This window comes from Pseudomonas sp. PDM26, from assembly GCF_019219185.1.
Classification (GTDB): domain Bacteria; phylum Pseudomonadota; class Gammaproteobacteria; order Pseudomonadales; family Pseudomonadaceae; genus Aquipseudomonas.
The window spans coordinates 168511-194221 of record NZ_JAHUWC010000006.1 but is presented as its reverse complement, the minus strand read 5'-3'; the positions used below and the strand labels follow the sequence as shown (position 1 = coordinate 194221).

Sequence of the window (25711 nt, the reverse complement as noted above, 5' to 3'; positions counted from 1 at the left end):
CACCAAATGCAGTCACTACCTGGTCAGCCTCCACAGCCCTTACAAACTCAGTAGTCTTTTCAGAGCACCGGGTTTTAGATCATTTTTTGCAGAGACAGGCGGCAGCGTCGCGCGATATGCCACCAGCAAATCCCTATCTCGACGCAGCATGCGAAGTACAGTCTGATTCGCATCAGGCGTCTCCTGGTTCAGCGTATAACCATAGGTCTCGCAGATGAATTGCGACACGGCCGCGCTTCGAGAGCGACCTGCCTGGCAGTTCACGACAATGTCCAAGCCAGAAACGGCCAGCCGACTGATGGATTCGCGTAGACGATCTGCCTTGGGAATCAGAAAATAGTCGCGAAAAAAATGCTCAAATTTAAGGGAAAACATCGCCATTTTTTCCTCATCAAAATCCCCATCAACGAAATGGTGAAACTCAACACTCTGCCAATGGCTGGCCTCGACCACAGCTTGATCATCCTCCCCGTCAGAAATGGACAATAAATGCGCCGGGCTTGCCGGCCGATACCGTTGCGCGTCGATTCGTGACATGAACTTCACTGTGGGCATACGCTCTCCTTCGGGATTGTCCTGCGCCTTAAGACCAGGCATGTCAGGATCACAGATTGGTAGCATGGTTTGGGTTGAGTTCGGCCCTCACATCAGTAGCCAACTCTCTGGAAGTATCCCGGCGGGCACGCTTCAGTCCCAGCACCATCATGACAAGGACCCTAGGGGCAAGGCCTAGTCTGGGGACTCGCCTCTTGCACAGGTCGCCCCAGACTTGCGGTTCAAAGAGTCCGTGGGAAATTCGGATAACCCTATTCCGAAGACAGGAGCTGACAATGAATCCCTCCCTCACGCGAAACGAACATACCGAGCTCGGTGCAGCATCCCATCACGATGAAAGCTACAGCGCTCCTCTAACACCGGGCACACCTCGAAAAATCTACAAGCGCATCCCCTTCTCCCGCCAGCCCGGCCTGGGATGCTACAACGCAACGCGGGAGGAGTGGCAAGGTGCATACAGAGAAGCACGCCAGCGCGCACGCCAAGCGATACTGCCCGACGCAACTCAGAGTGGCATTGAGTGGAAGGCTCAACTCATTGTCACCTTTGAGCGAGGCCTGTACGTCGATCGCCTGCAGTCGCCGGTGAACAATCGCTTAGCTGAGAAGCGGCTGATTGATGAGATCGTAGGGGAATAGACCCGCTGCTGAGGGCAGTTGGCGCATGGAAAAGCTTTTATCGCGCCAATTGCCCGATTTAAAACAACCCGGTGAGGTAATAGATTCGCTACCCGCTGCCACAGCGTCAGGCACTGCTCTGGGCGCACAGCGGTGATAACGCAAATCAGGAAACTGGAAGGCTCCCTTTTAAGGTCTCTTCGCAGCGCTTGCTGAGCAGTTCCAGCAGAACCTCAGCATCGTTCGCTGCATCGACGCAATCACGTTCCAGCGCCCGGCCAAGGGCCTCCTTGAGCCAGTTGCTGGCAACTGGCGAGTTGAGTACTTCTCGAATCTCTCGGTCGATATGCGTGCTCATTTTTCTCCTCGCTGAACCTACGATATTCACTTCAGCAAATATTCACACAAGCACCGATCAGGGATTCCCCTATTCACCCCCAAATACGGCTCCAAACCATGGGGCTGTCTGTATGCTTCCAAATTAGATGCGACAGAATCGACACGAGGTGCGACCTGCAGAAGGGACTACAGAAACACGCAGAGACCTTGTCGCAACGTTCGAAGAAAAGTTATCAGTTCGAGAATTAGTAAAGGGAAGCCAGCTTGGTGCTGGTTTCGGGCACGTTATTTACATCACAACAGGGATTGGTCGGGGATCAAGATGAACAGTAAAACGGCGTACTCGAATGAAAAGGTTTCAGGCTTTAAGGGCTGCAACGAATTGCTTGATGCAGCTGCCCAGTCCGTGAGAGAGAATCCACAAGGTTCAGTATCACTGCCGTGGTCGGTGGGGTCGCTTGGGGTTGAGTCAAAAATACTTGTAAGTCTGGCGAATCGTTACGGCGCCCTGGGCGTTGCATCGAAGGGCGAGGGTGCCCAGCGGAAGTTCAAGTTCTACTTCAGCCGGGAATCGACTGGTAGCTGGTTCACCGAGGTCTGGCCAATGTGGAAAGTGGCGCTCTCGTTTGTCGCGCTGCTGTTCTTCTCGGTGGGGTTCTACCAGATGAAAACTGGTGCTGGGTGCTTCATCGTAGGTGTCCTGTTGCTCCTGGCATTTGGCCCGCGAGCAATTGCAGCACATCGCAATTCGGCCGTCGCGGGGAAATTATCGGGCTACAACTATGCGCGTGAGACCTTCCCAATGTTGGTGGCCGGCGCGGTAATCGGGATTGTGATGCTGGAATGGGCGTATGTGCTCCCATGGAACGCTGGTAAAGCAGTCGAGGGGGCCAGTGGTGTTGCAGGCCTGCTGTTGATGCCTTATGGCTTTGGTGCATTTCTGGGCCACTTGGCTAACGCCGCTATCACCCCTGCCGTGTTTGCGGTGGGCTCGGTGTTTATTTATCAAGCAGTCGCGGTAAATATGATGGTCGGATGGTTGCAGGCTGCCGATCGTGACGGTTTTATATTTGCACACCCAGAGGCGGGCACTTGGTTCCATAAACTCATGGTGACCGGATCGAACCCTTACGCGGGGCTGTTCAGGCTGGCATTCCTCGTGACGGCAGTAGGTGGGATGGCAATGCCGCTGCTGAAATAGAAGCTCTCCCCCTGCATCAATTACAAAAAACCAGCGATTGCTGGTTTTTTTGGCGCTGGTAACTATCGGCCAATATCGGACGTTCGGCTTCGTCCGCTTACTCTTTGGGGACGTTCAGGAGGTCTGTCCCGGGTGCTGCCGGCGCGGTGGCTTCGGCACCTCCTCGGCTGTACACTTTGCTGGCGCAACTCAGTGTTGCTGAACTAGCAATCGGGGACCTTCGACGCGCTTCAAGCCCACCATAAGGCTGCGTGGAACCTGCGCCCCCTGCTTCTTGCCAACAAATATGGCACAGCTATAAGCATTCGGAAGCTAATGGCCCCATCTAAGAACACATCAAATCCGAAAGCGCCTCGCGGCGGCAGCGCGAAAACCGCGTCCGCGACGCTGCGGTCGACGAGCGGCGCCGGGTTCGAGTTCGAGGACCTGATAAGCGCCTGGCAGTTGGTGAAGGCCCTGTCAGGTGAGCAGGCACCAGGTATCGGTGGCGTGGTCACGCAGATACAGGCCCAAGTCTCGACCTTGGGGTGGGGCATTGACGACCTGTTGCTGACGGCCCAGGCCACCACCGCGCCGCGGCGGCTTGCGATCTCGGCGAAAGGCAATTTGCAGGTGACCGCGGCCGGCCTCCCCGCTGACTTCGTGATGCGCGCTTGGGAACATTGGCGTGATCCGCAGGGGCCGTTCAACCGCGCAGTCGACGGACTGGCCTTGGTCACGCTCGGCACCCAAAAGACGTTCGACCCGGCGTGGCGCGAAGTGAAAAACGCGTGCAGCGGCACAGATACTTCGCTCACTATGAGCCGTATCCGCAGCAACAAGAATCAGTCGGGTGTCTTCGACAGCGTCCAAAAGCACGGCGGTGCGTCCGATGAGGAGACAATCGAGCTCATTCGACGCCTGCACGTGCTGCCCACCGACTTGCAGCTCGCACACTCCGAGAACAAGGTCCAGGCCATCGCGCAATGCCGACGCTTGCTCGCGTCTGGCAGCGACGGCGAAGCGCAGGCTCTTTGGGAGGGCCTCATCAACGTCGCGAAAGAGGTGCGCCTTCGCAGCGGGACCATCACCGTCCCGGATCTGTTGTGCTTGCTTCGAGGCCAGTTTGGCCTCCGCCATCATCCCGACTTCGAGCGTGATTGGGAGACGCTCTTCAACATTACCGCGGACTACAAGGCGCGGATAGAGACGGAGCTACCGTCTGGCTACGCCGTCCCGCGAACAGCGGAGAAGGCGTCGCTCCAGTCAGCTGTCGCCGATCACCCAATAACGGTGGTCTTCGGGGAGTCGGGCTCCGGCAAGTCGGCGCTGGTCAAATCTGTGTTGGACGACGCGTATCCGTCCTGGAACCAGGTGTGGTTCGGCCCGGAAGAACTGAAGACTGCGCTTAGCGCCGCGCGCCGCGGCACTCTTCCTCTGACGCACGAACTCTCGCTGGTGCTGAATGTCACGGTGAAGCCGCATAACGTGCTGGTTATCGACTCCGCGGAACGCGTCGAGGCCCGCGAGTTCGTCGTCATCCGCCAACTGCTTCAAGCTATTCTGCCGAGTGATAGCGAAGAGAACGAGGGCGCGTGGCGTGTCGTCATCGTCACGCAGACTCAGAGTTGGGTCGAAGGCGAAGAGACGGTACTCGGCGGGCGGAAAGCGCATCCTGTTGAGGTCGAAACGCTCAAGCACAATGCTGTGAAGTTAGCGCTTCTGCCTTCACTCACCTTGGGCTGGTTGGCCGCGCATGACGACACCATTGCGGCGCTTACGAACTTGCGGACATTGGCGTGGGTCATCAAGGCGGGTGCGGCGCTGGGGGCGAACGCTGGTGGACTGGCGTCTCACACCGCCATTGCCGATCGCCTCTGGAAGTATTGGACGAAGGACCGCACCGACGTGAAGGCGCTGATGATGCGCCTCGCCCAGCGAGAAGCATCGTTCGAGCGAAGCTTCGCGCTAACTGACCTGGAACCGGCGGACACGGCGACGCTCACGCCGTGCCCAGACGAGCTTCCGCTTCGCTTGAACGAGCGGACCAACCGCATCGAGTTCGAGCACGATCTCGCGGCGGATTGGGCGCGCTTCCAGTTCTTGAAGCAGATTTGGACAGACACGCCACAGTGGGCCGCCTTGGCCGGCAATCCGCTCTGGACGAACGCACTCCGAATGCTGGGCCAGTTCCTGCTACGACAGCCGGCCGAGAATGGCACGGCCTGGGACCTCGCTTTCGGGGACGCGGAAGCCGCAAACAACGACCTGGCAGGCAATATCCTCCTTGATGCGCTCTGCTTGGACTCCGACGCCGAACGCTTCATGACCGAACACGTCGACCTCCTGCTCGACAACGGCGCGAAATACTTCAACCGGCTGCTCCAGCGCTTCCATCACATCGCGACGGTGCCGACCGGCGGCGGAAAGGGGGTGGACGTGGCAGTCGGCTTGTACATGGAAGCGCAGTACCGCTCCATTGTTTTCGGCCGTTGGCCGCCCGTTCTACGCTTCCTCATCGCGCAGCGGGAGCGACTGGCTGGGCTGGTTTCATCCGCACTCGCGAAGGTTATCGAGACTTGGCTGTCGAAGACGCCACGCACGCTAAGCAATGGCAATCTGATGCCTTTCCGTCTGGAAATGGCGGAGATGGCGCTGGCAATGGCTCGGACTGTGCAGGTCGAGAAGGGCCGCGGCGTGATGTACCTGACGCACGAGCCGTTGCTGTACACCGCGCCACTGGCTGGCGCGGCCGACCTGCCGACCGAGGTCAAGAACTGGGCGCTCGAACTTGCGGGACGCCGAGAGGTCGACGCTGACGTCAAACGGCGTATCGACGAGGTTCAGCTACAGAAGGCGAAGGCGCATGCCGAGCGTCTGAAGACCGATATCGATTACAAGGCGCGGCACGAAAAACGGAAACAGATACCGCGCACCCTAGGGTCGTTCCGCGAGAGATTGCAGCCTTGGCCGCTAGGGGCCAGCGACAAGATCGACATGGATTTTCGGACCGCCTGCATCAAGGGTAACGGCATCCAGTCTCTGATGCGTGCGCAGCCTGAGCTAGCAGCCGAAGTCCTGCTCGCGCTCATCATCGAAGACCAGCCGGAACGGGAGTACGGGTCTGGGCGGTTCGAAATGGAGCTCGGACTCGAATACCCTCAGGACGCGTACCCGACGGCCTTCTGGAAAAGCCCGTTCTTCCCCTTCTTCCAGCTGGCTCCGAAAACGGCGCTCACCTCGCTCATCGCGCTGGTGAATTTCTGCACGGAGCGCTGGGTCGCCAAGGTCATGAAGGGTCGGACCGGTGAGGCTCTCGGGGTAACACTACAATTTGCGGACGGGTCGGAGAAGAGCTTCCCTGGCTGGTGGCAGGTATTCGGTTGGCCGCAGTCCAATGAATCGATGCGCAACGGAAACCTGTTCTGCGCTCTCGATGCGTTGGAGCGCTGGCTTACGATGCGGCTCGACACGGGGGAGGACATCACCGCTGATATCGAGAGAATACTTCGGGAGGGAAACTCAGCAGCGCTCGTCAGCGTGCTCCTCAACATCGCTAAATATCGGCCATCGCTTCTGATGGGGCCCCTCGCTCCCCTGATTACGTTCCCGGACCTGTTCTTTTGGGATAGTGTCCGCGTGGAGCAGGTTGGCCATAACTTTGTTGGTTGGAGCTGGCTCAGGGACGGCCAGACGATGATTGACTTCGCCCGTGATTGGACCCTGGCTCCCCATCGCCAGCAGAAGTTCGTCCATGTCGTTGTCGAACTCCTACGGACAGACGACAACCTTGCGGGGCGTCTTCAAGCGCTACTGTCCACTTGGGCGTTGCCTGAAGATCCGAAGGAGGCGTTGGAGTTCAAGCTGCTATTCGCTGCGCTCGACCGGGCCAACTACCAGACCGTCACTGACCCGGCGACGGGCGCGGAAACTGAAGCTCTCGTGTACCCTGATGAACTGCGCCTCGCAATGCAGTTGTGGCAGACCGAAAGCGCACCAACCCTTGCGTATCTACTCGTGCCGGATCGTTGCGAGCAGCGGCTTCGGGGCGGCGAGCCACTCTCCGACGATGAGGCCGCGTACCTCTTTAATCTGTTCCAAGAGTGTAAAACCGGAGCAGAAGGCGAAGATGAGGACGCGAAGTCGAAATGCCGTCTCGCTGCGGCCAGTACGCTTGTCGTATTGGGAGGCGCTTGGCTCGCCCAGAACCCCGAAGCGCAGAAGCACGCGCTCGAAGTCGTGCGCGTCTGTATAGCGGCGGTCGCGTCGACAGTAGAAGAGATTCGCGCTCAACGCATAGGGAACCTCCGTGACGAGCTGAAGTTCGTCGCCTATGCAATCATGCACCTGTGGCTCGCAGGTGGAGATGGCGTTCAGGAATGGGAGACCGCCGTCCTGCGCCTTCTGACGAGCGGCGAAATGCGAGCAACCGCCGTTGTGGTCGGCGTCGCCTACGCCAATCGAGAGCAACTTGGCACCGCTTGGTGGCGGCTGCTCCGCGCCGGCCTCCTCTGGTCGGGCCTCATCCTGCTCGCTCCACGCCATGGCGATGGCGACTATGCTGAGCGCGCCTGGAGGTTGTGGCTCGCGCGGCTGCGGCGCTTTCCACTCCGTGGACCGAACGCGACCCTGGATGAGCTCGATTTCAAGCGTGTTGCCGCGGGTCGAGAGCGTTTGGACTTCCAGCGCCGGACGCGGCTCTACAATGCCGGCCACCAGACTTGGCGCGGAAAGCCGGAGCGCGAACGAGGTGGTTCGCTAGACGGTCAGATCCTCGAAGTCCTGTTTAACTGGCTCATCGAAGGCAGTGGAACTGGCGACCGCGATCTCGACACGCGTTTGGCGCTGCGCATCTGGGATTACGACGCCACGCGCGCTAAGGCGCGCGCGAAGAAGCATGGCGAGTACGACTTGCCGAGCCAGGACCTCGGCTACGACATCCTTCTGAAGCTCGGCGCCCTGTCGATCGCGGCGCCCGCAGGGGAAGAACGCGCGGTTTGGGAACCCGTTCTCGCCCACGGTCCGGCCGCACACTCCGCGCTGCAGCACTTCATTCGCAGCTTGTTCCTGCGCCTCGGGAAAGGTGACGACCCGGTGGCGTTTGAGCGCGTCTGGCGGGCTACCGCGGAGTACGGCCTCTCAGCCGATTGGTCTCAACCTGGCCTCTGGTACTACGGCGAGCGCTTGACTTGCGACCTGCTTGGCTTCGGGAACGAGGATGCCCTGTCCCGGCTCCACTCTGGCGCAGCTCTGCGGATGATAGATCTCTATAAACGCTGGGCCGCTACGCACCTGGCTCGCAACGAAGAATGCGTCACCCGTTTCTGCCACTTCCTGACGACAAATTTCGGAGCCCCACTTCGGCTTGACGGGCTTCGCTGGCTCGCCGCCACGCTGAAAGAACACGAGTCCTCCAATCGCTGGTACCGCGAGGGTACGAGCGACGCATTAGTGGAGCTGGTGGCGGCGGCATTGGGTTCCGACGCACAGGCCCTGTCACAATATGCTCAGGCGCGGCAGGCGCTAATCGAGATAGCGGCCGCACTTGCAGCCATGAACATCCCAGTCGCCCTGGCTCTCCAGGAGCGTATTAAGCAGCTGCGATAGGCTTGGTCGGCGTGACGAAAGTTCGCTACCGCCCCAATCTAAATGTCTGTAATTGGCCATTTTCTGCCCGTGGCAAAGGGCGCCCCCCGGACCCACTCTGAACACGCCTTCAGGGCGTAATTTCAGCGTCCTCGGGAAGGACCATGCCCATCATTTCCATGAATAGCATCTTGTTCAGGTAGTAGACGATCTTCTCAGCTGGTATGAAACTTAAAAGGCCTTTTGGGTTGCTTGCGAGTGTGACCATTCCGCCGAACTTCCACTCACCGTCCTTCTCAGCTATGACCATGGAACCGCTCATGCCACGAAACTCAGCGGGACGCTTACTCACAATTCGCACGGTAGTAAGTCCAGGAAGCGCCGGCTCGGTTAGCAGGCCACTCACGCACCACAGCTCTGCCGTGAGCGATTTCTCGTCGTATTCGTATCCTCGGTCTTCATCTGGATAGCCGTAAATGTGAAAAGCATCGACATCCTCAATCTGTTCAGTTGGTATGCAGTCTGTCGCACGCACACATGAGAGTCCTGCTGCGAACAAGGCTTCGTGCTGAGATTCCACAATCCGCATGATGACAAGGTCGGAGTCCGGGTCGGGATCAGACTCATCCCGAAAGACAACGCGTCGGTCGAAAATGATTGAAATAGGGGCATTGCGAAGCCGAATCAGCAAGTCCTCATGCGTCGCGCGTTGGCTGTTCAGCACATGCTGGGCCGAGACAACAAACAGCTCCCCCGCGTGCTCCAGCACGAAAGCTGTGCCTACGCCATGGTGAGAAATGTACTCGTCCTTTTGTTCATTGCTGAGTATCACTGGATGAATCTGACCTTCCAACAGATCACGAAATTCTGCCGGTGAGATGAAATCCTGCGGCTGTTGCATGCTGAACCTCGTACGTTGGGCCAACATTATGGCTACTCCAAGGCTCCAGCACGAGCCTGCTCACTGATCGAAAAGATTCTTTTTGACCTACTCCTGCCAGCAAACAGGCCGTCGGCATGGCCATGCAGATGAGTTCGGTAGGCGCACGCTTGACCCGGATATGTAGCCGGATTGAGGCCTTGCAGTTCTGCGATCGTGAGTATTCTCGAATCATGAAAGGCACATACGCCGAACAAGATCCCTCATAGGAACGAGACCATGACCGAACACGTAACCACCCTCAAAGAGACCGATATCCCGGCCAGCGAGTACTCCCTCGATTTCATGTTCGGTTCCATTAAGGGCGCTATCGAGCGCGGTATGGGAGCAAAAGCGCGCGACCTCTGGATGCCATCGGTCAAAGAGATCGACAAAATACAAGTGATGGATGGTCTGAACGTCCGCGTCAACGATGCCGACTTGCAGGACCATATCCGCAAAATTGCAGACAGCATGAAGGTTAACGGCTTCAAAACCTCTAAACCTCTTGAGGTCTTTGTCGTCGAAAAAGAGGACGGTAGTTCAGTTTGCTACCTCGCTGACGGTCATTGCCGACTAGCAGCATTGCGCATCGCGCTGGCCGAAGGCGCAAATATCCTGAACATCCCGGTTGTTCCACTGCCAACCAAAGGCATTGGCCTGCACGACATCATTGCAGGGTTATACACCAGCAACACCGGCAAGCCGCTGACGACGTTTGAAACCGCACTGGTGTGCAAGCGTCTGGCAGGCTTCAACTGGACCCCGGCTCAGATCGGGGAAAAGCTGGGTTTCGGCGCTGAGTATGTGGACCAATTGCTTGAAGTCGTTAGCGCTCCAATCACCATCGTGACGATGATCCAAAACGGCGAGTGCTCGGTCGGCCTCGCCTTGGACATGCTGCGCAAACACCGTGGCGGCGCTGTTGATGTGCTCAAGCAAGGCTTGGAGAGCGCCAAGCGTGCCGGCAAGAAGAGCGTTACGAAAAGCTTCATCGCCGGCGCCAGCCTGGAGAAAGTCGTCAAGAAGCAGGCCAAGCCGCTTTACGACGCCGCCAAGAAGGTCATCGAAGACCCGGGCTTCGAGGGCTTGAGCCCTGAGAACCAAGCCTTGATGAAAACGCTACTCGACGAAATCAGCCACAAGGAAAAATTGGCAGACGAGAAAGCCAAAGTTCAGGAAGCAAAGGTTGCCGCCGAAGCTGACCCAGCCGCCGCTTAATGCCAGCCCCGCCGGCCCCTTCGGGGGCACGGCCTCTACCGCCCCCATCCCCCCAAGTCTCCCCTTCCCATAAATGCCACCGTTGAAGGCTTGCATATCCCAGCCTCGTGAGAGCCTTCCTTCAACGCAACTGCAGGAATGCACTCATGTCTGAGCCTCAGAATACCCAAGTAACCACCCGCCGCCCTCTTGAGGATTTTGAGCGCGTGGAGAAATTCCAGTCTCTTCAGGCCGGCCAATATTGGCGAGCAACCTCCGCGGTCCCGCAAAAGGGCATCAGCCTCGACTCGGTTCTGTTGCTGCAATCCATCAAGTGGGTCGATAACACCGCGCACACGATTGTCCTGCGAGCGGACCCGTCAAAAATTGGTACTCGCGAGGAGGTTGAGATCCCGCAGCCCGACGGCTCAACTCGGTCAACCTATGTGAGCCATGGCACCTATGAGTTCTTGCTGAAAGACTTCCTGCTCCAGTTCGAGTACGAACCGGATGCCGACCGAATTCGTGCCGAGGAGACCGCCCGCATACACAGCTCAATGCAGCAGCTGCAGTCAGAGCTGATGGAAGCGCAGTCAAACCCGGACATCCTCGCGCGGGTGGTAGAGGAACAATTGCGCAAAAGCGCAGAAGCGGGGGGTGAACCAGGAAACGAGGGTGGCGCCTTGGTGCTGTTCGACCACTCAGTGCGCCATGAGATGTCACAGCTGGCAACCGGCAGTGTTGCCAATGCCTTGGGCAGCGGAATCACAGCTGAGAAGGTTCAGGCAATGAAAGCTGTCGCGGAGCGCGAGTACCAGGTGGCCACGATCCAGTCGCAATGGATTCAGGGTAAGACAACCGAAATTGCGAACGTAGTTCGAAAGCTCACCCCCTACTTTGAGGAGAAGGCCGCGGCGTCCCTGGCCAAGACGGAGGACATCCGTTCATACGTCGCCAAGCTGATCGAGGGCATTGAGTCCCTGGACCTCTACGTCGGCAAGGGCGTCGAGGTTCAAACGATCCGCACCGGTAAGCAGGCCGCCACATCCGAGCCGCTGAGTTTCATTCAGAAGAAGCTGATGGTTGACGAAGAGTTGGCCGTTTGGGCAGATGTCAGCGAAGACTTTGATTTCTCCAAAGAAGAGCTTTTCTTTGAAGCACTGCGAAATCACGATGAGCTGGTCAACCAAATATTCCCCACGGAGCGTTGCGTCCTGGTGATGGCAACTACCCGGCGCGATATTGATTACGGTGATCGATGGACCAATCAAGCCAAGAACGATGAGAACCGCAAGGTCTTCTTGATGGTGCGGAATGGCGAAAATATCTATCGGGTGTTCAGTCCTATCGAAAGCCACTTAGGCAGCAGCCGGCTCTTCCCTTCCAAGGACGACCAAGACAGAGTTTTTCGCGGCGTAGACGGGTCACAGATCAAATTTGAGGACGTGGCCTACACAGCTCATCTTTCCAGCCATGAAAGGTACGCGTTGCACTACAAACGCTTCCTGCTCCTGATGTGCGGCCTGGACCACAGGGTGAAGTTGTTTGGGGATTTTTACGACGGGCCGGAGTCTCTGCACTTTGTCACCCTGGCATTCCAGGAGCGGTTTTGCCGGTTCATTCATGACGATGACGGGGCAGGCCTGATCGAGTCCAGGCCACGCCAGCCGGTTGCAGAATGGATCAAGGAAAGGAACGCTTACCTCCGCTCTGGAAGCCGGGTTCTGTGCCTGTGGCACGAGCTCATGAATCCTGACACGGCCCCAAGCGCCTGTAAGGAACGACAAGGAGACTATTTTGATCGGGTATTCAGCCCCTCTAACCCGATCGACTTGAAAATTGCCGCAAGGATTGCTGATTCACTCTGCGTCAAAGTCGATGTGAGCGGTGGCTACGGCTCCAGAACCCGAACGTTTGCCTGCAACGTAAATCTGACCTCCTTTGACCGTCGTACCTGGGCATCGGACAGTCTTGCCTTCCTGTGCCTTGATACGGTCGAACCAGACGAACTGCGGTGGTACATCCACAACCGTGAGGCTCGTTGCAACCACCTACAGTTCATCCGTTTCTTCAAGCTGGCGCTGGTGCATCTCGAGCAGGAGAGAGCAAGCGAGCATGACGCCCGTAATCGGATGCTCCAGGCGCTTACCGATGGTGCCATTGCCCACGGCGAAGAAGCCCGTGGAGTCATCAGCCAAACCGTTATTGCATGGCGTGCAGCAAACCGTGGCAAGGCACTCCCACAGTTTGTGGATGGCAAGCCCCCCTCGGCGTGGAAAGGCCTCCTCGACCAGATGTACGCTCTGGCCGGGAACGGCAAACGTCAGGCCCAAGAAGTTGAAGCCTTCGTTCGACAGTCGGGCTACCAGCCGTTGAGAATTGCTCTGACAGGTAACAGCAAATTCGTAGTCTACGCCGCCCCAAAAGCCAACGAGCTCGATAACCGACTTGAACCCCATGCGTGGGTGCACCGTATGGTTGTTGAGCACGGCAAAGACAAGTATGTCGAGAAGAGTCGACGTTGGGTGATCCTGCGTCAGGTCGACGCTGCCGAGACTTCCTTTGCGGAATGGTGCGAGATCAAGGAGTGGTTTCGAACCTCGGCATTCGAGTCCTACGAGCTCAAGCAGGAGGTTTTGGGTGAGGTCATTGGCTACGCCGGCAAACTCGAGCCCCTGCTAAGTGGGCAGGATGTGGCAAGGCACCGGGTGCTGGTCGAAGATTGGTTCGAAACACGTAGCGAGATGACTGAAGGTTCCAAAACGGTCGCCAGTCCCAATCTGGTGGTACCCGTAGGCGCCTACTTCTTTCCCAGGACCAGGAACGTTTGCTACATCGGCGTTGGAATGACAAATCCCTATGGCTGGCTGTACAACAATGCCCATGACGACAAAATCCGTGCTGAAATGCGCCGCCGCTTCATTCGTGCCTACCTCGATGAGGAGGATGCCGCCTCGCATCATGACCAACTGATAGTCACCAGCTCACAATGGGCCCTCGCGCAATTGTCGGATGATCACCGATTCGAAGGGATGAAACCTGTGTCCGGTGCCTACATGCGATTTATGGGCAGTGGATCGACTCCTGACCCGCGTCTGGCCCCGGCCTTTGCGCGCTGGCTCACCCGAGATGGCCGAGATGCTAACGTTTGGTTCGCAGATGGTTGCGTCGATGAAAATGGGGCACTCCTGCTGGATTCGCTGCTTGGCGTGTCCCTGCCAACTGACTACGATCCCCGCGATGTACTTGAAGTGCATGCATCGACGGCCGATGGCAAAGAAGTGCCTTTCGGAAGGTTGCTTGAAATCGTTCCCGCAGGCTCTGATTACACGGCAATCAACCGCAATGTTGTAGGGGCAAATGGTTACTCGTTTACTACCTCGCATTTTGCCTCACCCGCTGAAGCGCGGGACTTTGTTCGACGCAGGGCTAAGGCTGCTGGTGTTGAAGTAAAACCTGCAGCAATGGTGGAAGGAGCGCCCCTACCTGCCGAGGGCTGTGAGCGGTGGATCATGCTTAAGTGATCAGGGGCGAGGGTTTTCCATTCGCCAATTGAGTATTTCAAAGCCATCGCACACCATCGCATCCGTCGAAGCAACCGTGTGTGAAGGCTGCAGCTGGACCAGTGAGGAGAACAAATGACGGAAGAGATGCTGGCGTCCTGGGAGCGCCTAAACGCCACTGCGGCGCGAATTTCCCGAACGCCGGCGCAAGATCTATCCGCCGCCATCGAGGCGCTGGAACGCGCCCGTATAGCGTTCAAGATCATGGTTGATGCAGGCCGACCAAAGCCGCCGGTGGAAAAACACCCCGAACACGCCCAGGACTATGTGCAGGCGCCCGACTGGGTAACCCATATCTTGGAGGGTTGGCCGGCTCCGGGGGTATTCGTGTATGCCCGCGCAGATGGTGACCTGTACCGCGGTTCCCCTCATCTTCGCACCAGCCATTTCAGCAGCTTTGCCGTACTCGTGGTTGATACAGACGCAGACGACGAGCCGAGTTGGCGGGTGGTGTCATCGCGGCCGGCGCTCGCGCCACCCCGCCTTCGATGATCAGGAAAAAAAAAGCCCGGCTTAAGCCGGGCTTTCTACATTTCACATCCAGGAGCAGCGACAACACTGCACCTCAAGAGCAATCGTTGCCTATAAGTGGAGGAATGGTGTTAAGCCAACGAGGAACCCCATAACACCAAGGATGCCACCCATCACGCCGAGCCGAGTCGAGAGCCGAATACCCAGATCAGGATGGTTCCAAAACCATTGGTAGATCTCGAAGGTCGACGCCCGCCTGATTTCCAGGTCTACGTCGGTTTTGAATTTGATACCGAGAACGTCGACAGCATCGTAATCCAGGGCAACAGCACGCTTGGTGATCGAGATGCCGCCTGGTGTACCCATCGCGTACCGAAGTACCCGTGAGCCATTTTTTGAATTGCAGATGACCACCGCTTCACGCCGGAAAAACCTTTCAGGGTCCAACCGTTTTGAATCGATGTTGCTGTTGTGCAGGCGGACGATGGAATGTTGAAGACCGCAGTCCTCGGGGAGAAGCTGAACGACCGTTTCCACTTTCATAGTCACACCAGCCTTCCGGAGAGACCGGAAATCGAGTGGTGCGCCAGGATGACCGTAGGAGTAAAGCGGTAGTGAAACCAAACAACCTCACCGGTTGTTGCCTCGAAGATCCACCCTCCTGCCGACTTACGGTGGGACCGCGCAGCCTCAATGGTTTCAAAGCCGGAAAAAGTTGGTTCTAGTGACATAGTGCGTACCTCCAAATTAGCTTTGCAGGCACACCCACCCTACCGGGAGAGTGTGCCCGGTAGGCGAAGAACCCGGGCAGAGTTGCCGGGCGTTTGAGATGAGAATCAGGTCATAAACGGACCAAGAATTCCCAACGGTGCGAAGTGCTGGCAGAAGGGCCAGCTACCCAATTGGTTGCAGATCATTCTGCAGGCCAAAATCAGGTTCTAAGGTAGCTTTGGGCCCGGTCAAAAACAAGCATACATACCGAGCAAAGGCTCAAATGAGTGAGGAGCCCTCAGGACGAGATCTACGGTACCAGCGTCAAAGCCAGCGTTGCCGCTGGCTTTGCTTGTCCCTTGCACCGGGCGGTGAGCTAGGGCCTGAACAATGACTCAATGGCCACCGGACGCTTACTCGTCATCATCGAAGTTGTAGCTGCCCGGCGCCAGGTTCTCGAAGCGGGTGTACTTACCGATAAACGCCAGACGAATGAAGCCGATCGGGCCGTTCCGCTGCTTGCCGATGATGATCTCGGCAATGCCCTTGTGCTCGGTCTCCGGGTGATACACCTCGTCGCGATACACGAACATGATCACGTCGGCGTCCTGCTCGATCGCTCCGGATTCCCGCAAGTCGGAGTTCACCGGGCGCTTGTTCGGCCGTTGTTCCAGGGAACGGTTGAGCTGCGAGAGCGCCACCACCGGGCAGTTGAATTCCTTCGCCAAGGCTTTCAGGGATCGGGAGATCTCGGAAATCTCGTTGGTCCGGTTGTCACCGCTGGAACCGGGGATCTGCATCAGCTGCAGGTAGTCGATCATGATCAGGCCGACTTCGCCGTGCTCACGCACCAGACGCCGGGTCCGGGCGCGCATTTCCGACGGGCTGATGCCGGCGGTATCGTCGATGAACAGCTTGCGGTCGTTGAGCAGGTTGACCGCGGAGGTCAGGCGCGGCCAGTCGTCGTCCTCCAGCTGACCGGAACGCACTTTGGTCTGGTCGATCCGACCCAGGGACGACAGCATACGCATGATCAACGATTCGCCTGGCATCTCCAGGGAGTAAACCAGCACGGCCTTCTCGCTGCGCAGCACGGCATTCTCCACCAGGTTCATCGCAAAGGTGGTTTTACCCATCGATGGACGGCCGGCGACGATGATCAGGTCGGACGGTTGCAGGCCGCTGGTTTTCTCGTCGAGGTCGGTGTAACCCGTGGACAGCCCGGTAATGGCGTTGTCGGTGTTGAACAAGGTGTCGATGCGGTCGATAGCCTTGGTCAGCAGGTCGTTGACGCCCACCGGGCCACCGGTTTTCGGTCGGGCCTCGGCGATCTGGAAGATCTGCCGTTCAGCCTCGTCGAGAATCTCGGTGGCAGTGCGACCTTCAGGGTTGAACGCGCTGTCGGCGATTTCGGTACTGATACCGATCAGCTGGCGCAACGTCGCCCGCTCACGAACGATCTGCGCATAGGCCTTGATGTTAGCGACGGACGGGGTGTTTTTCGCCAGTTCGCCCAAGTAACCGAGGCCGCCGACCTGTGAAGTCTGACCTTCCTTGTCCAGTTGCTCGGACAGGGTCACGACGTCGATCGGCATATTCTGATCGGCCAGCTTGGCGATCGCACGGAAAATCAGGCGGTGGTCATGTCGATAGAAATCGCCGTCGGAGACTTGATCGAGCACGCGCTCCCAGGCGTTGTTGTCCAGCATCAGACCACCGAGCACGGCCTGTTCGGCTTCGATGGAGTGCGGTGGGACCTTGAGAGCTGCAGTTTGTAGATCGTATTGCTCAGGAGCGGTCATATCGTTCATGGGCTCGCTTTATCTTCATCTGGTGAAATGAAAACCCGTTACCTGCAGCCCCGGTCGAATCTGCACAGGGCCCGGCTGCTTTTGACTGCACGCAATTGACCCCAGACAGGGCCTACACGTCAATCAGTGAATTAGGTGGGTTGCAATCCTACAGTACCCTTCGCGGCCGGCTACGAAGGCCATGGGACGCTTGGCCTTGGGGCACAGCAAGCCGTAATTGTTTCACACTTCCAAATTCCACAAGCTCCCCTCCCATCGGGCCAGTCATTTTCCGTTGTGGGGCGACCTTAACCTCGTATTGTCGATCCTGCATGGCGGCGTGTAACATCGAGGCTCCTTACAGCCGCCGGCTGTCCCCTCGGGGCAGGTCAAGCTGGACCTGGGTTCGCCGAACAAAGCACATCAATCCACCCACCTGGGGTTTCATGCCCCTGTCGGGACGTGGAACCTCAATACGCATGAGGTCTCCATGGAAATTTTCCTTTGGTTTATCGCGATGATCTGCGGCTCTTATCAGTACGAGCCGACATTCCTTCTGCTGCTCGCTTGTGTATGCCTGGCCACCGCCTTTGTCCTCTCCCACCTCTGGGGGCGATGTACAAAACGGTCCAAGGACATCCCCTGAGATGCCGGACTTGTACCGGTTACTCTTGGCGTAAAAGAATCTTCGCAGTGGTCCCGTTGGGAAAAACCACTTCGATGTGATGTTGATCAATGCGTAAAGCTCAGTTGCCAGGGCTTCGTCTAAAAAACTCAACCGCCGGTGGGGCAATGTCCCCGCGGGGCATCGCCTCACTCCCCCTGCAGGAGCGAGAAATGCAAGATCCCATTATTGTGTGCGGCCAAACCATTGGCGTAGATTCGTATCTCGGCACATCTGAACAAGCAGAAATTGTGACCCACGCCTTGATCAGCTTCGGCCACGTTCTCAAGGACGGGTCAGCTCAGGTCAAACGCATCAGTTTCGAAGGCTTCGCTGATCGAATCGAGCAGTGCTACTCCCCCACCTCCCGTACGGCTGAGGTGGTTAGGACTTTGCGCTCGGTTCAGCTGCTTCAACTCAACTAGGTCGTACCCAATAAAAAACCGGCGCAAATGCCGGTTTTTTATTGCCCAAAAATCAGGTCGGTCCGCTAGCCGGCCTTGTGAGCCAAACTGAGCTGAATATCGCCATCGGCAGCGAGGCCCAAAGCGCGACGAATCAACAGGTGTTTGCGGTCGGCAAAGTAGTTTACGAAGCCGAGCTTCAGGAACCCGCAAGCGGTACCCAGGCCGGCGGCGAATCCACCAACCAGGAGTGAATTGTAAACGCCAACAACCATCAGTCCCGCGGCGTTTTCCGAGAGTAACTCGTTGAACCGGTCCGGCGAGTCGATAGCGAACAACGTCCCACCCGCAATCAGGAGAAAGGGCGCAACTTGGACGGTAGTTGCCACACCACGCAGAATGCAGCCGGCGACGTTAAGCCCCTGCACCCAATATAGGCGCTTGTCGTGTTTGGCCTCCAGCTCGAAGGCTTCAATCTGTTGACCGTCCAACTCGCCAACAGAAACACCATTCATACTTACCACCCATTTAGCCGGTGTGCTTTCCACATCTCATTCCTCAGTCCGAGCTTCCGGTCGGGGCGGGACGCATAGCGCCTCATCGAAATGCCAGATCGTGCACAGCCTTATGGCCCGCCAAACTGGCAACGTCATCTGCTGGGCAATAGTCATAAAAGGAGGTTCACTCAGGGGGATCCCCCGGGCACGGCCCATCACCAAACAGATCGAAATGGTCTCACCTGATTGAAATGGGCAGTGCTCAATCCGCCCCAAGTTGCAGGGACGAACTTGCTACGTGGCGTTCAGGTGTGCTGGAAAGCCGGCCCAATGAACCGGCATGAACAAGAAGTGCTGCTGCGAACGCCTACTTCTTGCGTGGCTTGCGCCGTGACTTCTTGAAGTTGTCGACGGTGGCGACTTCGGGGACATGGACGCGCCCAACCCGCGGCGATACCCGTGGGGGTTTGCGCCCCATCTCAAGCTCATTGAACTCGTGAGTTCCGGCCTTCAGATTTTCGAATCGGCTGTATTTGCCGACAAAGGCCAGCCTGCAGAACCCGGTGGCGCCTTCACGTTGCTTGCCAATGATAATCTCGGCAGTGCCCTTGTACTTCGAGTCGGGGTAATACACCTCATCGCGGTATACGAACATGATCACATCCGCGTCCTGTTCGATGGCGCCCGACTCGCGTAGGTCTGAATTGAGAGGGCGCTTATCCGGTCGCGACTCGAGGCTGCGGTTTAGTTGTGACAGTGCAACCACCGGGCATCCGAACTCTTTGGCGAGTGCCTTCAGGGATCGGGAGATCTCAGAAATTTCGTTTGTCCGATTTTTCCCACTTGAACCTGGAATCCTCATCAGCTGCAGGTAGTCGACCATGATCAGGCCGATCTCGCCGTGCGCTCTGAAAATTCGTCGTGTCTCGGCCCGCATCGCCGATGGGCTTACCCCGGAGGAGTCATCGATGAAGAAGCGGTTCGGCTGGTTGAGCAGGTCCGCTGCCTTAACCAGCTTCGGCCAATCCGTATCCTGCAGTTGACCGTTGTTAACCTTGGTCAAATCTATTTCGCCAACCGAGGCAATCATCCGGTTGACCAAGGAGATACCGGGCATCTCAAGGGAGTAGACGATCACCACCTTGTCGGTCTTGAGCACTGCATTTTCAACGATGTTCATCGCGAAGGTGGTTTTGCCCATAGAGGGACGACCCGCGACAATGACCAGGTCAGCGGGTTGCAGAGAATCGACAATTTTGTCCAGGTCATCGAACCCCGTGCGCAACCCTGCTACTTGGCCTTTTGAGCGTGATTCGATCTTTTCCCGGCCTTTGACCAGGAGCTCGTTGACCCCAACGGGGCCGCCCTCCTTCGGCTGCTTTCCAGAGACCAAAAGAATCTTTCGCTCGGCCTCTTCAATGAGGTCGGACGCTGACCTACCCTCCGGATGCAGGGCGTGTGCCTGGATGTCCTCGCACGTGGCGATGATTTCCCGCAGCTTTGCTCGCTCCCTGATGACGCTCGCATAGGACTTTGCATTTGCGTCGGACCAAGTGTTCTTGGCCAGCTCAGTGATGTAATCGAGGTCGGGGGAGCTTTCATCAAGGCCTTCCAGGGTCAACCGGTCTCGCACCGTAACCACGTCGAACGGATGCCCACGTTCGGCCAGCAGGCTGATCACCCGAAAAATATGACGGTGATCGCTGAAGTAGAAATCACCTTCCGACACCACGTCCGAAAGCTGTTCCCAACCCAAGTTCTCACGCAGCAATCCGCCCAGAACAGCCTGCTCCGCTTCCAGAGAATATGGGGCCTTCCGCAGCGTTTCGCTGAGCGAATCATCCGGCAATGTGGTGAGGGGATTGTTCAAGGGCACCTGCTGGGGTCTGGAGGCAGGGTACCCGGCCTCAGTTCTTAACCTCCGGTTACCACCGAAAGCTGCTCGCGATTTTGCCACAGTTGAACGAAACGCAAGCATTTGACGATTGCCGACCGCTGATCCGCCGACTGCCGGACGCTGAGCCTCGCAAACAGCTCATAGATCCCTTCTGTGGGTTGGGTCTGAGTTTAGGGGCCGATCTGGGCCTTATCAGCTGTTCCTTGGGGCATCCTCACCCAAAATATCAGAACCCGAATGAGGATTTGTATGACCCAACCTATTGAGGTGCTCGACAAGCTGGTCCACGAGATGCTCCGCGAACAACGAAGCCGGCGCCGTTTCAAGTACGTGATGTGGATAGGCACACTGGCGGTCATCTCTACCACGCTGGCGGTCGAACACTTCAGCGCCGACGGCGCTGACGCCAAGGAAATCACGGCACGAATCGATGTAAACGGCCCTATCGCCGAAGGCGAAGCAGCCAGTGCAGAGGCTCTGAAGAAAAGCATTGGCCAGGCCTTCGGCGATGCTCGCACCAAAGCAGTAGTGCTGAAAATCAACAGTCCAGGTGGTAGCCCGGTGCAGGCCGGCTATGTGTACGACGAGATCAAACGCCAACGCGGTTTGCACACCAACACCAAGATCTATGCCGTCATAACGGATCTGGGTGCCTCAGGCGCGTACTACATTGCCAGCGCCGCCGACGAGATCTACGCGGACAAGGCCAGCCTGGTCGGTTCCATCGGCGTCACCGCTGCAAGCTTTGGCTACGTCGGCGTGATGGAAAAATTGGGGGTCGAGCGCCGGGCCTACACAGCTGGCGAGCACAAGGCGTTTCTGGACCCGTTTCAGCCTAGGAACGCTGACGAAACCGCTTTCTGGGGCGAGGTCCTGAGGACCACCCACAATCAATTTATCGAGGCGGTCAAAGCCGGCCGCGGCGACAGACTGAAGTCAGCGGACCACCCAGAGCTCTTTTCAGGGCTCATCTGGTCCGGCCAACAGGCACAGCAGCTTGGCCTGATCGATCAGTTGGGGGATGTGGACTATGTTGCACGCGAGGTCGTAGGCGCAAGCAAGGTTGTGGATTTCTCGACCAAGGACAACCCCTTCGACCGATTCGCCAAGCGGATCGGCACGTCGGTGGCTCAAGAACTCTCTATGACTCTCGGTTTCTCTGGGCAAAGCCTTCGCTGACGACCATTGACCCGGCCCAGTGCCGGGTCCCCAGCGCCAAACGAATCATGGGAAAAGGATGGAAAAATGAAATTGCTGATCTTGTTTGTGCTGTTCGCTTTAGGGGTAATAGCCCTTTCTAGCGGGCTATGGGGAGGGCATGGTTGGTTAGTTTGAAAGCAGTAACCATGTTGAAGCAAACGCCTGCCGCACACCCTAGCCTTTGATTGGGCCCAGAGGAAAACCTGCAGGCATTTTTGTCACAGCCATTCGCACAATGTCGCGTCTATCTCAAAAGGCGACACCACGCGACCTTACGCGCTAGCAACGGCCATTGCCCGGCGTCTGCGGAGAAAGAGCACCGTCTCCGGAAGAAGCAGCAAGGTTGCCAACCCCGCGAACAACGCAAACTCCGTAAGCCCTCCACCGGCGAGCCTCGACTTTGCATAAGCGAGTGGGTACTTGCCCTGTTCCAACTCCACCCCCCGCCCTGCCTCACTGACAACTTCCCAGGTGAGTCGCAGAGTGCCTTGTAACTCCCCGCGGAATTTGCAGCGCGCCTTTTCAACTGGAAGGTTGAGGGTTTGGCAGATCTCCGGCGGGATGCCGATGATTGTTCCATCCTCGATTACAACCGCGGCCGAATAGACGCGTGGAAATGCCCAAAAAGCAACGACCCAGAACCATAGAATGAAACCCAAAAACCTGATGCTGCCCACTGAAATCACCTTCAAAAAGTTCAGGCCGGTATTCTCGCACCCGATGAAATATACGAAAGATCTGATTTGCCCCAGGAGCATGGTCCAATCGGGACCCGCCGCAGAAGAGCATTGAAGTTGCAGTTTCGGGAATGCATGGAAGATCTGGATCAGAAACGGGCGACGCGCCCTCCTCTGACCTGGAAGCGGTGTTTACAGCATGAGTTCTTTCCCAAAAAAATTCCCGACCATCGATTTTTCGACCCAATACGGACTCGCTCTCGACGACTCTGACAGCTGGATCATCGTCGACCTGTTCGCCGGCGGTGGCGGCGCTTCAACCGGGTTGGAAATGGGTTTGAACAGGCCGGTGACCATCTGCGTTAACCACAATCCGACCGCCATCTCGATGCATGCTGCAAATCACCCACACGCTGAGCACTATCAAACGGATGTGTGGGGCGTCGACCCGGTTGAGGCATGCCGCGGTCGGAGGGTAGGTTTTCTTCACGGCTCGCCGGATTGCACGCACCACTCCCAGGCCGCCGGTGGCCAGTCGCGCAAGAAGGAAATCAGGGATCTCGGCTGGGTTCTGATCAAATGGGCCGGCAAGGTCCGACCGATAACGATCAGTATGGAAAATGTTCGTCAGATGCAGCTATGGAGCCCATTGGTTGCGAAGCGCTGCGCTAAAACCGGCCGGGTCATCAAACTGGATGGCACCATTGCCGAACCTGGCGAGCACGTCCCACGTCACGAACAGTTCCTGATACCCGACAAAGGCAAGCTCACCGGCAATGCGCTGCATCGTCGCAAGCAGCGTCGTAAGTACAAACGTCACGGCAGTCCGGTGAATCGCACTTGGGACCATTTCGTCGCAAGCCTTCGCCGTCTGGGATACGACGTTGAATGGCGCGTTTCGCGAGCCTGCGACGATGGAGCACCGACAACTCGAGAACGCCTGTTCCTGATGGCACGATGTGACGGCCACCCAATTGTGTGGCCGGAGGCGAGCCATGCGGCCGAGCCGAAGAAGGGACAACAGCCTTACCGCACCGCTGCGGAGTGCATCGACTGGACCGATCTTGGCCCGAGCATCTGGGCTCGTACCCGGCCGCTGGTTAAGACCACAAATGTGCGTATCGCCACCGGCATCGAGAAGTTTGTCCTAAACGGACGACCATTCATTGTCCCGGTCACTCACCAGGGTGCGGTTCGTCTGCACAGCATCGACGAGCCAATGCGCACCGTCACCGGCGCCAACCGTGGTGAACTGATGCTGGGCTCGCCGTTGCTGGCCCCATTCATCTCCGAACACGCGAATGCCACCCACCAACGAAATATGCCGGCCGACAGTCCACTGCGGACCATTTGCGCGCAGGTCAAAGGGGGGCATTTCTCGCTCGTGGCCCCCATCATTGTCCAGGCCAACGGCGGCAAGAACACGACACCCGCACACAGCGCCTTGGCGCCATTTAGCACCATCACCAGCGCAGGCAGCCAACAGCAGCTGGCCACCGCATCCCTGATGCACCTTGCTTCCGACCTCGGCCTGCAAATCACCGAGGAACAAATGGCCGGCGCCCTTCGTGTGGCCGACTTTATGCTGGAGCACGGAAAGGCCTCTACCCTCACCAATCAGCCAACCATCGCAGAGAAGCTGGCGCTGGTAACCCTTGATGTTAATGGCACCAAGTACCTGATGGTCGACATCTGCCTGCGAATGCTCAAACCACGCGAGCTCTATCGAGCTCAGGGTTTTCCCGAAAAATACATCATTGATCGGGGCCACGACGGGCGAGAGTTGAATAAAACTCAGCAGAGCCATCTGGTCGGGAACTCTGTGAGTCCTTTGCAAATGGCCCGGCTGGCTCGGGCGAATGACCCATGGAAAGCTCGACAGCGTGGAGCCATCGCCGCCTGAAGCTGAGAAATATCTAGATGGAGCCCGTGGTACCGATATTCGGTTCGGTACCAAACGCCCTAACACAGGTTCTGCGCCATTCTGCCACTGTCAATTGATACTAACATCACCTCTGGCAGCGTCTGAATACTCGGAGGTTCCACGCACGTTACCGCTCCGAAACCTGGCCGAGCGAGCCCCCCCATGACCCCAAGCGCTGTGAAGCACAATCGCCTCGACAGTCGGATTCGGAAATGCCCAGTCTCTGACCGCGCTGGATACAGCCCGTGCCAATGGCGACCTGTCTCAATAAGAATTCCTACGTGAAGTGAAGCGCCAGGGGCATCGTGAGTCATGACCTCTCGATCAAAGAAAACGCGGACAGGCCCGCGATTGAGTACATCGCCGCCTGATTTGATGTCAAAAGGCACAGGCTCTCGGTATGCTCGCCGATTTTCCGGGAGTTCAGGCATGACACTTATTATCGCTGGTCACACGCTAGAGCAAATAAACATCGACGGTATCAAAAGCACCCATGGTCACGGTGTTTTCTTCGCTACTGACAGCAGCATCACCCAGAACGGCGTGGTGGTGGTCAGTGGGTTCAAGAAAGTCTATGAGATGCCCATCCGCGTCAACGGAGTGAACCTGCTCGACAACTGGTTCAATGGCTATCACGGCTTTATCTACGAGGGCGGCTGTGCTGTCGCGTTCGCAGGCAGCACCCTCGTGTCCCAGCACATCATGAACTCGATACGGAACCATCTGGGAGAGCTGAAGCCGACGTACCGGGATGGCATGTACCAACTGGCCATGCTGTGTGAGACCCACAAATTCATCAGTCAACACTGCGACGGCGACATGTTCAAGCGTAGCGACTACGGGCCTAACTACCTGCTGACCGCTCCGTTTATTGCAGGTGTCGTGCAGCACGCGATCCAGTGCGTGCTTGACCGGGCGAGCCAGCACAAAGGGATGAAAACGAACTTCGCGGCTTACCAGGCTGACTTCATTCTGACCGTATGTTGCCCGGACACTGGCAAGTACCACATCTACCGGTATGAGATCGTGCCAGGGCCTGACAATGGTGATCAAAGCAGTGCTGACTCTGTTCCCGCCGTAGCCAAGATGGAAGAAATTCCAGAAGGAAAAGTCGCGGTGATCGGCATGCGTGATAATCACGAAGAAGACGCCAACGCGGCTTTCGCCGCAGCCGTCGAAGCAGGGCAGCGTACTGATCTCGCGATGCACGAATTCATAACCACGGCGATTCGGAATCAAAACGAAATCGGGGTTTTTAAGATCGGTCTTCCAGCCTTTCGGTATGAACACAGGGGAATCCGCTTGGAGTTGCAGGCTCGCAATGACTGAATTTCCTGATCCCTAGCTAAATGCCTGTCTGCATGACGGGTGAGATGGGCCTTGCTCGTGTAGGACTGTGCTTCGACCGGCGGTGGCATGGCCCATGATCATGCTTGGCGCATCACCTATCTGACGCGCACCGCAACCGCCGAGTCGAACATGTTAACCAACCAACCGGAATAGACCCGCTATTTCTT

18 protein-coding genes are annotated in these 25711 nt (G+C 57.4%); 10 read left to right on the top strand and 8 right to left on the bottom strand.

The genetic code is table 11. The features are described from left to right. Positions 1-39: 39 nt before the first annotated feature. Positions 40-555: a dual specificity protein phosphatase family protein gene (locus KW849_RS14170; protein WP_218429937.1), complete on the bottom strand. Its 516-nt coding sequence runs from the start codon at positions 553-555 to the stop codon at positions 40-42. 275 nt (positions 556-830) lie between these two features. On the opposite strand from KW849_RS14170, the gene KW849_RS14165 reads away from it, so the two are divergent. Next, positions 831-1193, top strand: a complete 363-nt coding sequence (locus KW849_RS14165; RefSeq protein WP_256357221.1) for a hypothetical protein — start codon at positions 831-833, stop codon at positions 1191-1193. A 145-nt stretch (positions 1194-1338) separates the two neighbouring features. Here KW849_RS14165 and KW849_RS14160 read toward each other — a convergent pair whose 3' ends face one another. Further along, positions 1339-1530, bottom strand: a complete 192-nt coding sequence (locus KW849_RS14160) for a hypothetical protein (RefSeq protein ID WP_218429936.1) — start codon at positions 1528-1530, stop codon at positions 1339-1341. A gap of 303 nt (positions 1531-1833) precedes the next feature. On the opposite strand from KW849_RS14160, the gene KW849_RS14155 reads away from it, so the two are divergent. Next, positions 1834-2712 (top strand): hypothetical protein, encoded by an 879-nt coding sequence (locus KW849_RS14155; RefSeq protein WP_218429935.1) that lies wholly within the window; start codon positions 1834-1836, stop codon positions 2710-2712. Between the two features lie 315 nt (positions 2713-3027). Next, on the top strand, positions 3028-8298 hold the full coding sequence (locus tag KW849_RS14150) for a hypothetical protein (RefSeq protein WP_218429934.1): 5271 nt from the start codon (positions 3028-3030) through the stop codon (positions 8296-8298). Positions 8299-8407: 109 nt separating this feature from the next. Here KW849_RS14150 and KW849_RS31350 read toward each other — a convergent pair whose 3' ends face one another. Then, positions 8408-9178: a hypothetical protein gene (locus KW849_RS31350; protein WP_256357220.1), complete on the bottom strand. Its 771-nt coding sequence runs from the start codon at positions 9176-9178 to the stop codon at positions 8408-8410. 258 nt (positions 9179-9436) lie between these two features. On the opposite strand from KW849_RS31350, the gene KW849_RS14140 reads away from it, so the two are divergent. The 3 genes from KW849_RS14140 to KW849_RS14130 all read left to right on the top strand — a co-directional run bounded on the left by KW849_RS14140 (position 9437) and on the right by KW849_RS14130 (position 14451). After that, a complete protein-coding gene (locus KW849_RS14140) occupies positions 9437-10417 on the top strand; it encodes a ParB/RepB/Spo0J family partition protein (RefSeq protein WP_218429933.1) in 981 nt (326 codons plus the stop codon). Between the two features lie 146 nt (positions 10418-10563). Beyond that, positions 10564-13920, top strand: a complete 3357-nt coding sequence (locus tag KW849_RS14135; RefSeq protein WP_218429932.1) for a hypothetical protein — start codon at positions 10564-10566, stop codon at positions 13918-13920. 114 nt (positions 13921-14034) lie between these two features. Continuing rightward, positions 14035-14451: a hypothetical protein gene (locus KW849_RS14130; protein ID WP_218429931.1), complete on the top strand. Its 417-nt coding sequence runs from the start codon at positions 14035-14037 to the stop codon at positions 14449-14451. A gap of 90 nt (positions 14452-14541) precedes the next feature. Here KW849_RS14130 and KW849_RS14125 read toward each other — a convergent pair whose 3' ends face one another. Both KW849_RS14125 and dnaB (KW849_RS14120) read right to left on the bottom strand, forming a co-directional pair. After that, positions 14542-14973 carry a hypothetical protein gene (locus KW849_RS14125; protein WP_218429930.1) on the bottom strand — a complete coding sequence of 144 codons (432 nt, stop codon included), beginning with the start codon at positions 14971-14973 and terminating at the stop codon, positions 14542-14544. Positions 14974-15554: 581 nt separating this feature from the next. Continuing rightward, positions 15555-16952, bottom strand: coding sequence for a replicative DNA helicase (gene dnaB, locus KW849_RS14120; protein ID WP_218429929.1), 1398 nt, complete (start codon positions 16950-16952; stop codon positions 15555-15557). A gap of 816 nt (positions 16953-17768) precedes the next feature. Here dnaB (KW849_RS14120) and KW849_RS14115 point away from each other — a divergent pair. Then, the gene (locus KW849_RS14115; protein ID WP_218429928.1) at positions 17769-18020 is read left to right on the top strand and encodes a hypothetical protein; all 252 of its coding nucleotides are present in this window, start codon (positions 17769-17771) and stop codon (positions 18018-18020) included. Positions 18021-18085: 65 nt separating this feature from the next. Here KW849_RS14115 and KW849_RS14110 read toward each other — a convergent pair whose 3' ends face one another. Next, complete coding sequence (locus KW849_RS14110) at positions 18086-18547, bottom strand: hypothetical protein (RefSeq protein ID WP_218429927.1); 462 nt, start codon at positions 18545-18547, stop codon at positions 18086-18088. Positions 18548-18863: 316 nt separating this feature from the next. Then, positions 18864-20366, bottom strand: a complete 1503-nt coding sequence (dnaB, locus tag KW849_RS14105) for a replicative DNA helicase (protein WP_218429926.1) — start codon at positions 20364-20366, stop codon at positions 18864-18866. Between the two features lie 276 nt (positions 20367-20642). Between dnaB (KW849_RS14105) and KW849_RS14100 the strand changes: the two genes are divergently transcribed. Beyond that, on the top strand, positions 20643-21572 hold the full coding sequence (locus KW849_RS14100) for a S49 family peptidase (protein ID WP_218429925.1): 930 nt from the start codon (positions 20643-20645) through the stop codon (positions 21570-21572). Between the two features lie 293 nt (positions 21573-21865). Here KW849_RS14100 and KW849_RS14095 read toward each other — a convergent pair whose 3' ends face one another. Beyond that, positions 21866-22351, bottom strand: a complete 486-nt coding sequence (locus KW849_RS14095) for a hypothetical protein (protein ID WP_218429924.1) — start codon at positions 22349-22351, stop codon at positions 21866-21868. Between the two features lie 118 nt (positions 22352-22469). Between KW849_RS14095 and KW849_RS14090 the strand changes: the two genes are divergently transcribed. Together KW849_RS14090 and KW849_RS14085 are read left to right on the top strand one after the other, a co-directional pair. Further along, entirely contained in the window at positions 22470-24173 is a 1704-nt protein-coding gene (locus KW849_RS14090) for a DNA cytosine methyltransferase (protein ID WP_218429923.1), read from the top strand. Positions 24174-24623: 450 nt separating this feature from the next. Next, positions 24624-25523 (top strand): hypothetical protein, encoded by a 900-nt coding sequence (locus KW849_RS14085; RefSeq protein ID WP_218429922.1) that lies wholly within the window; start codon positions 24624-24626, stop codon positions 25521-25523. Positions 25524-25711 lie beyond the last annotated feature (188 nt).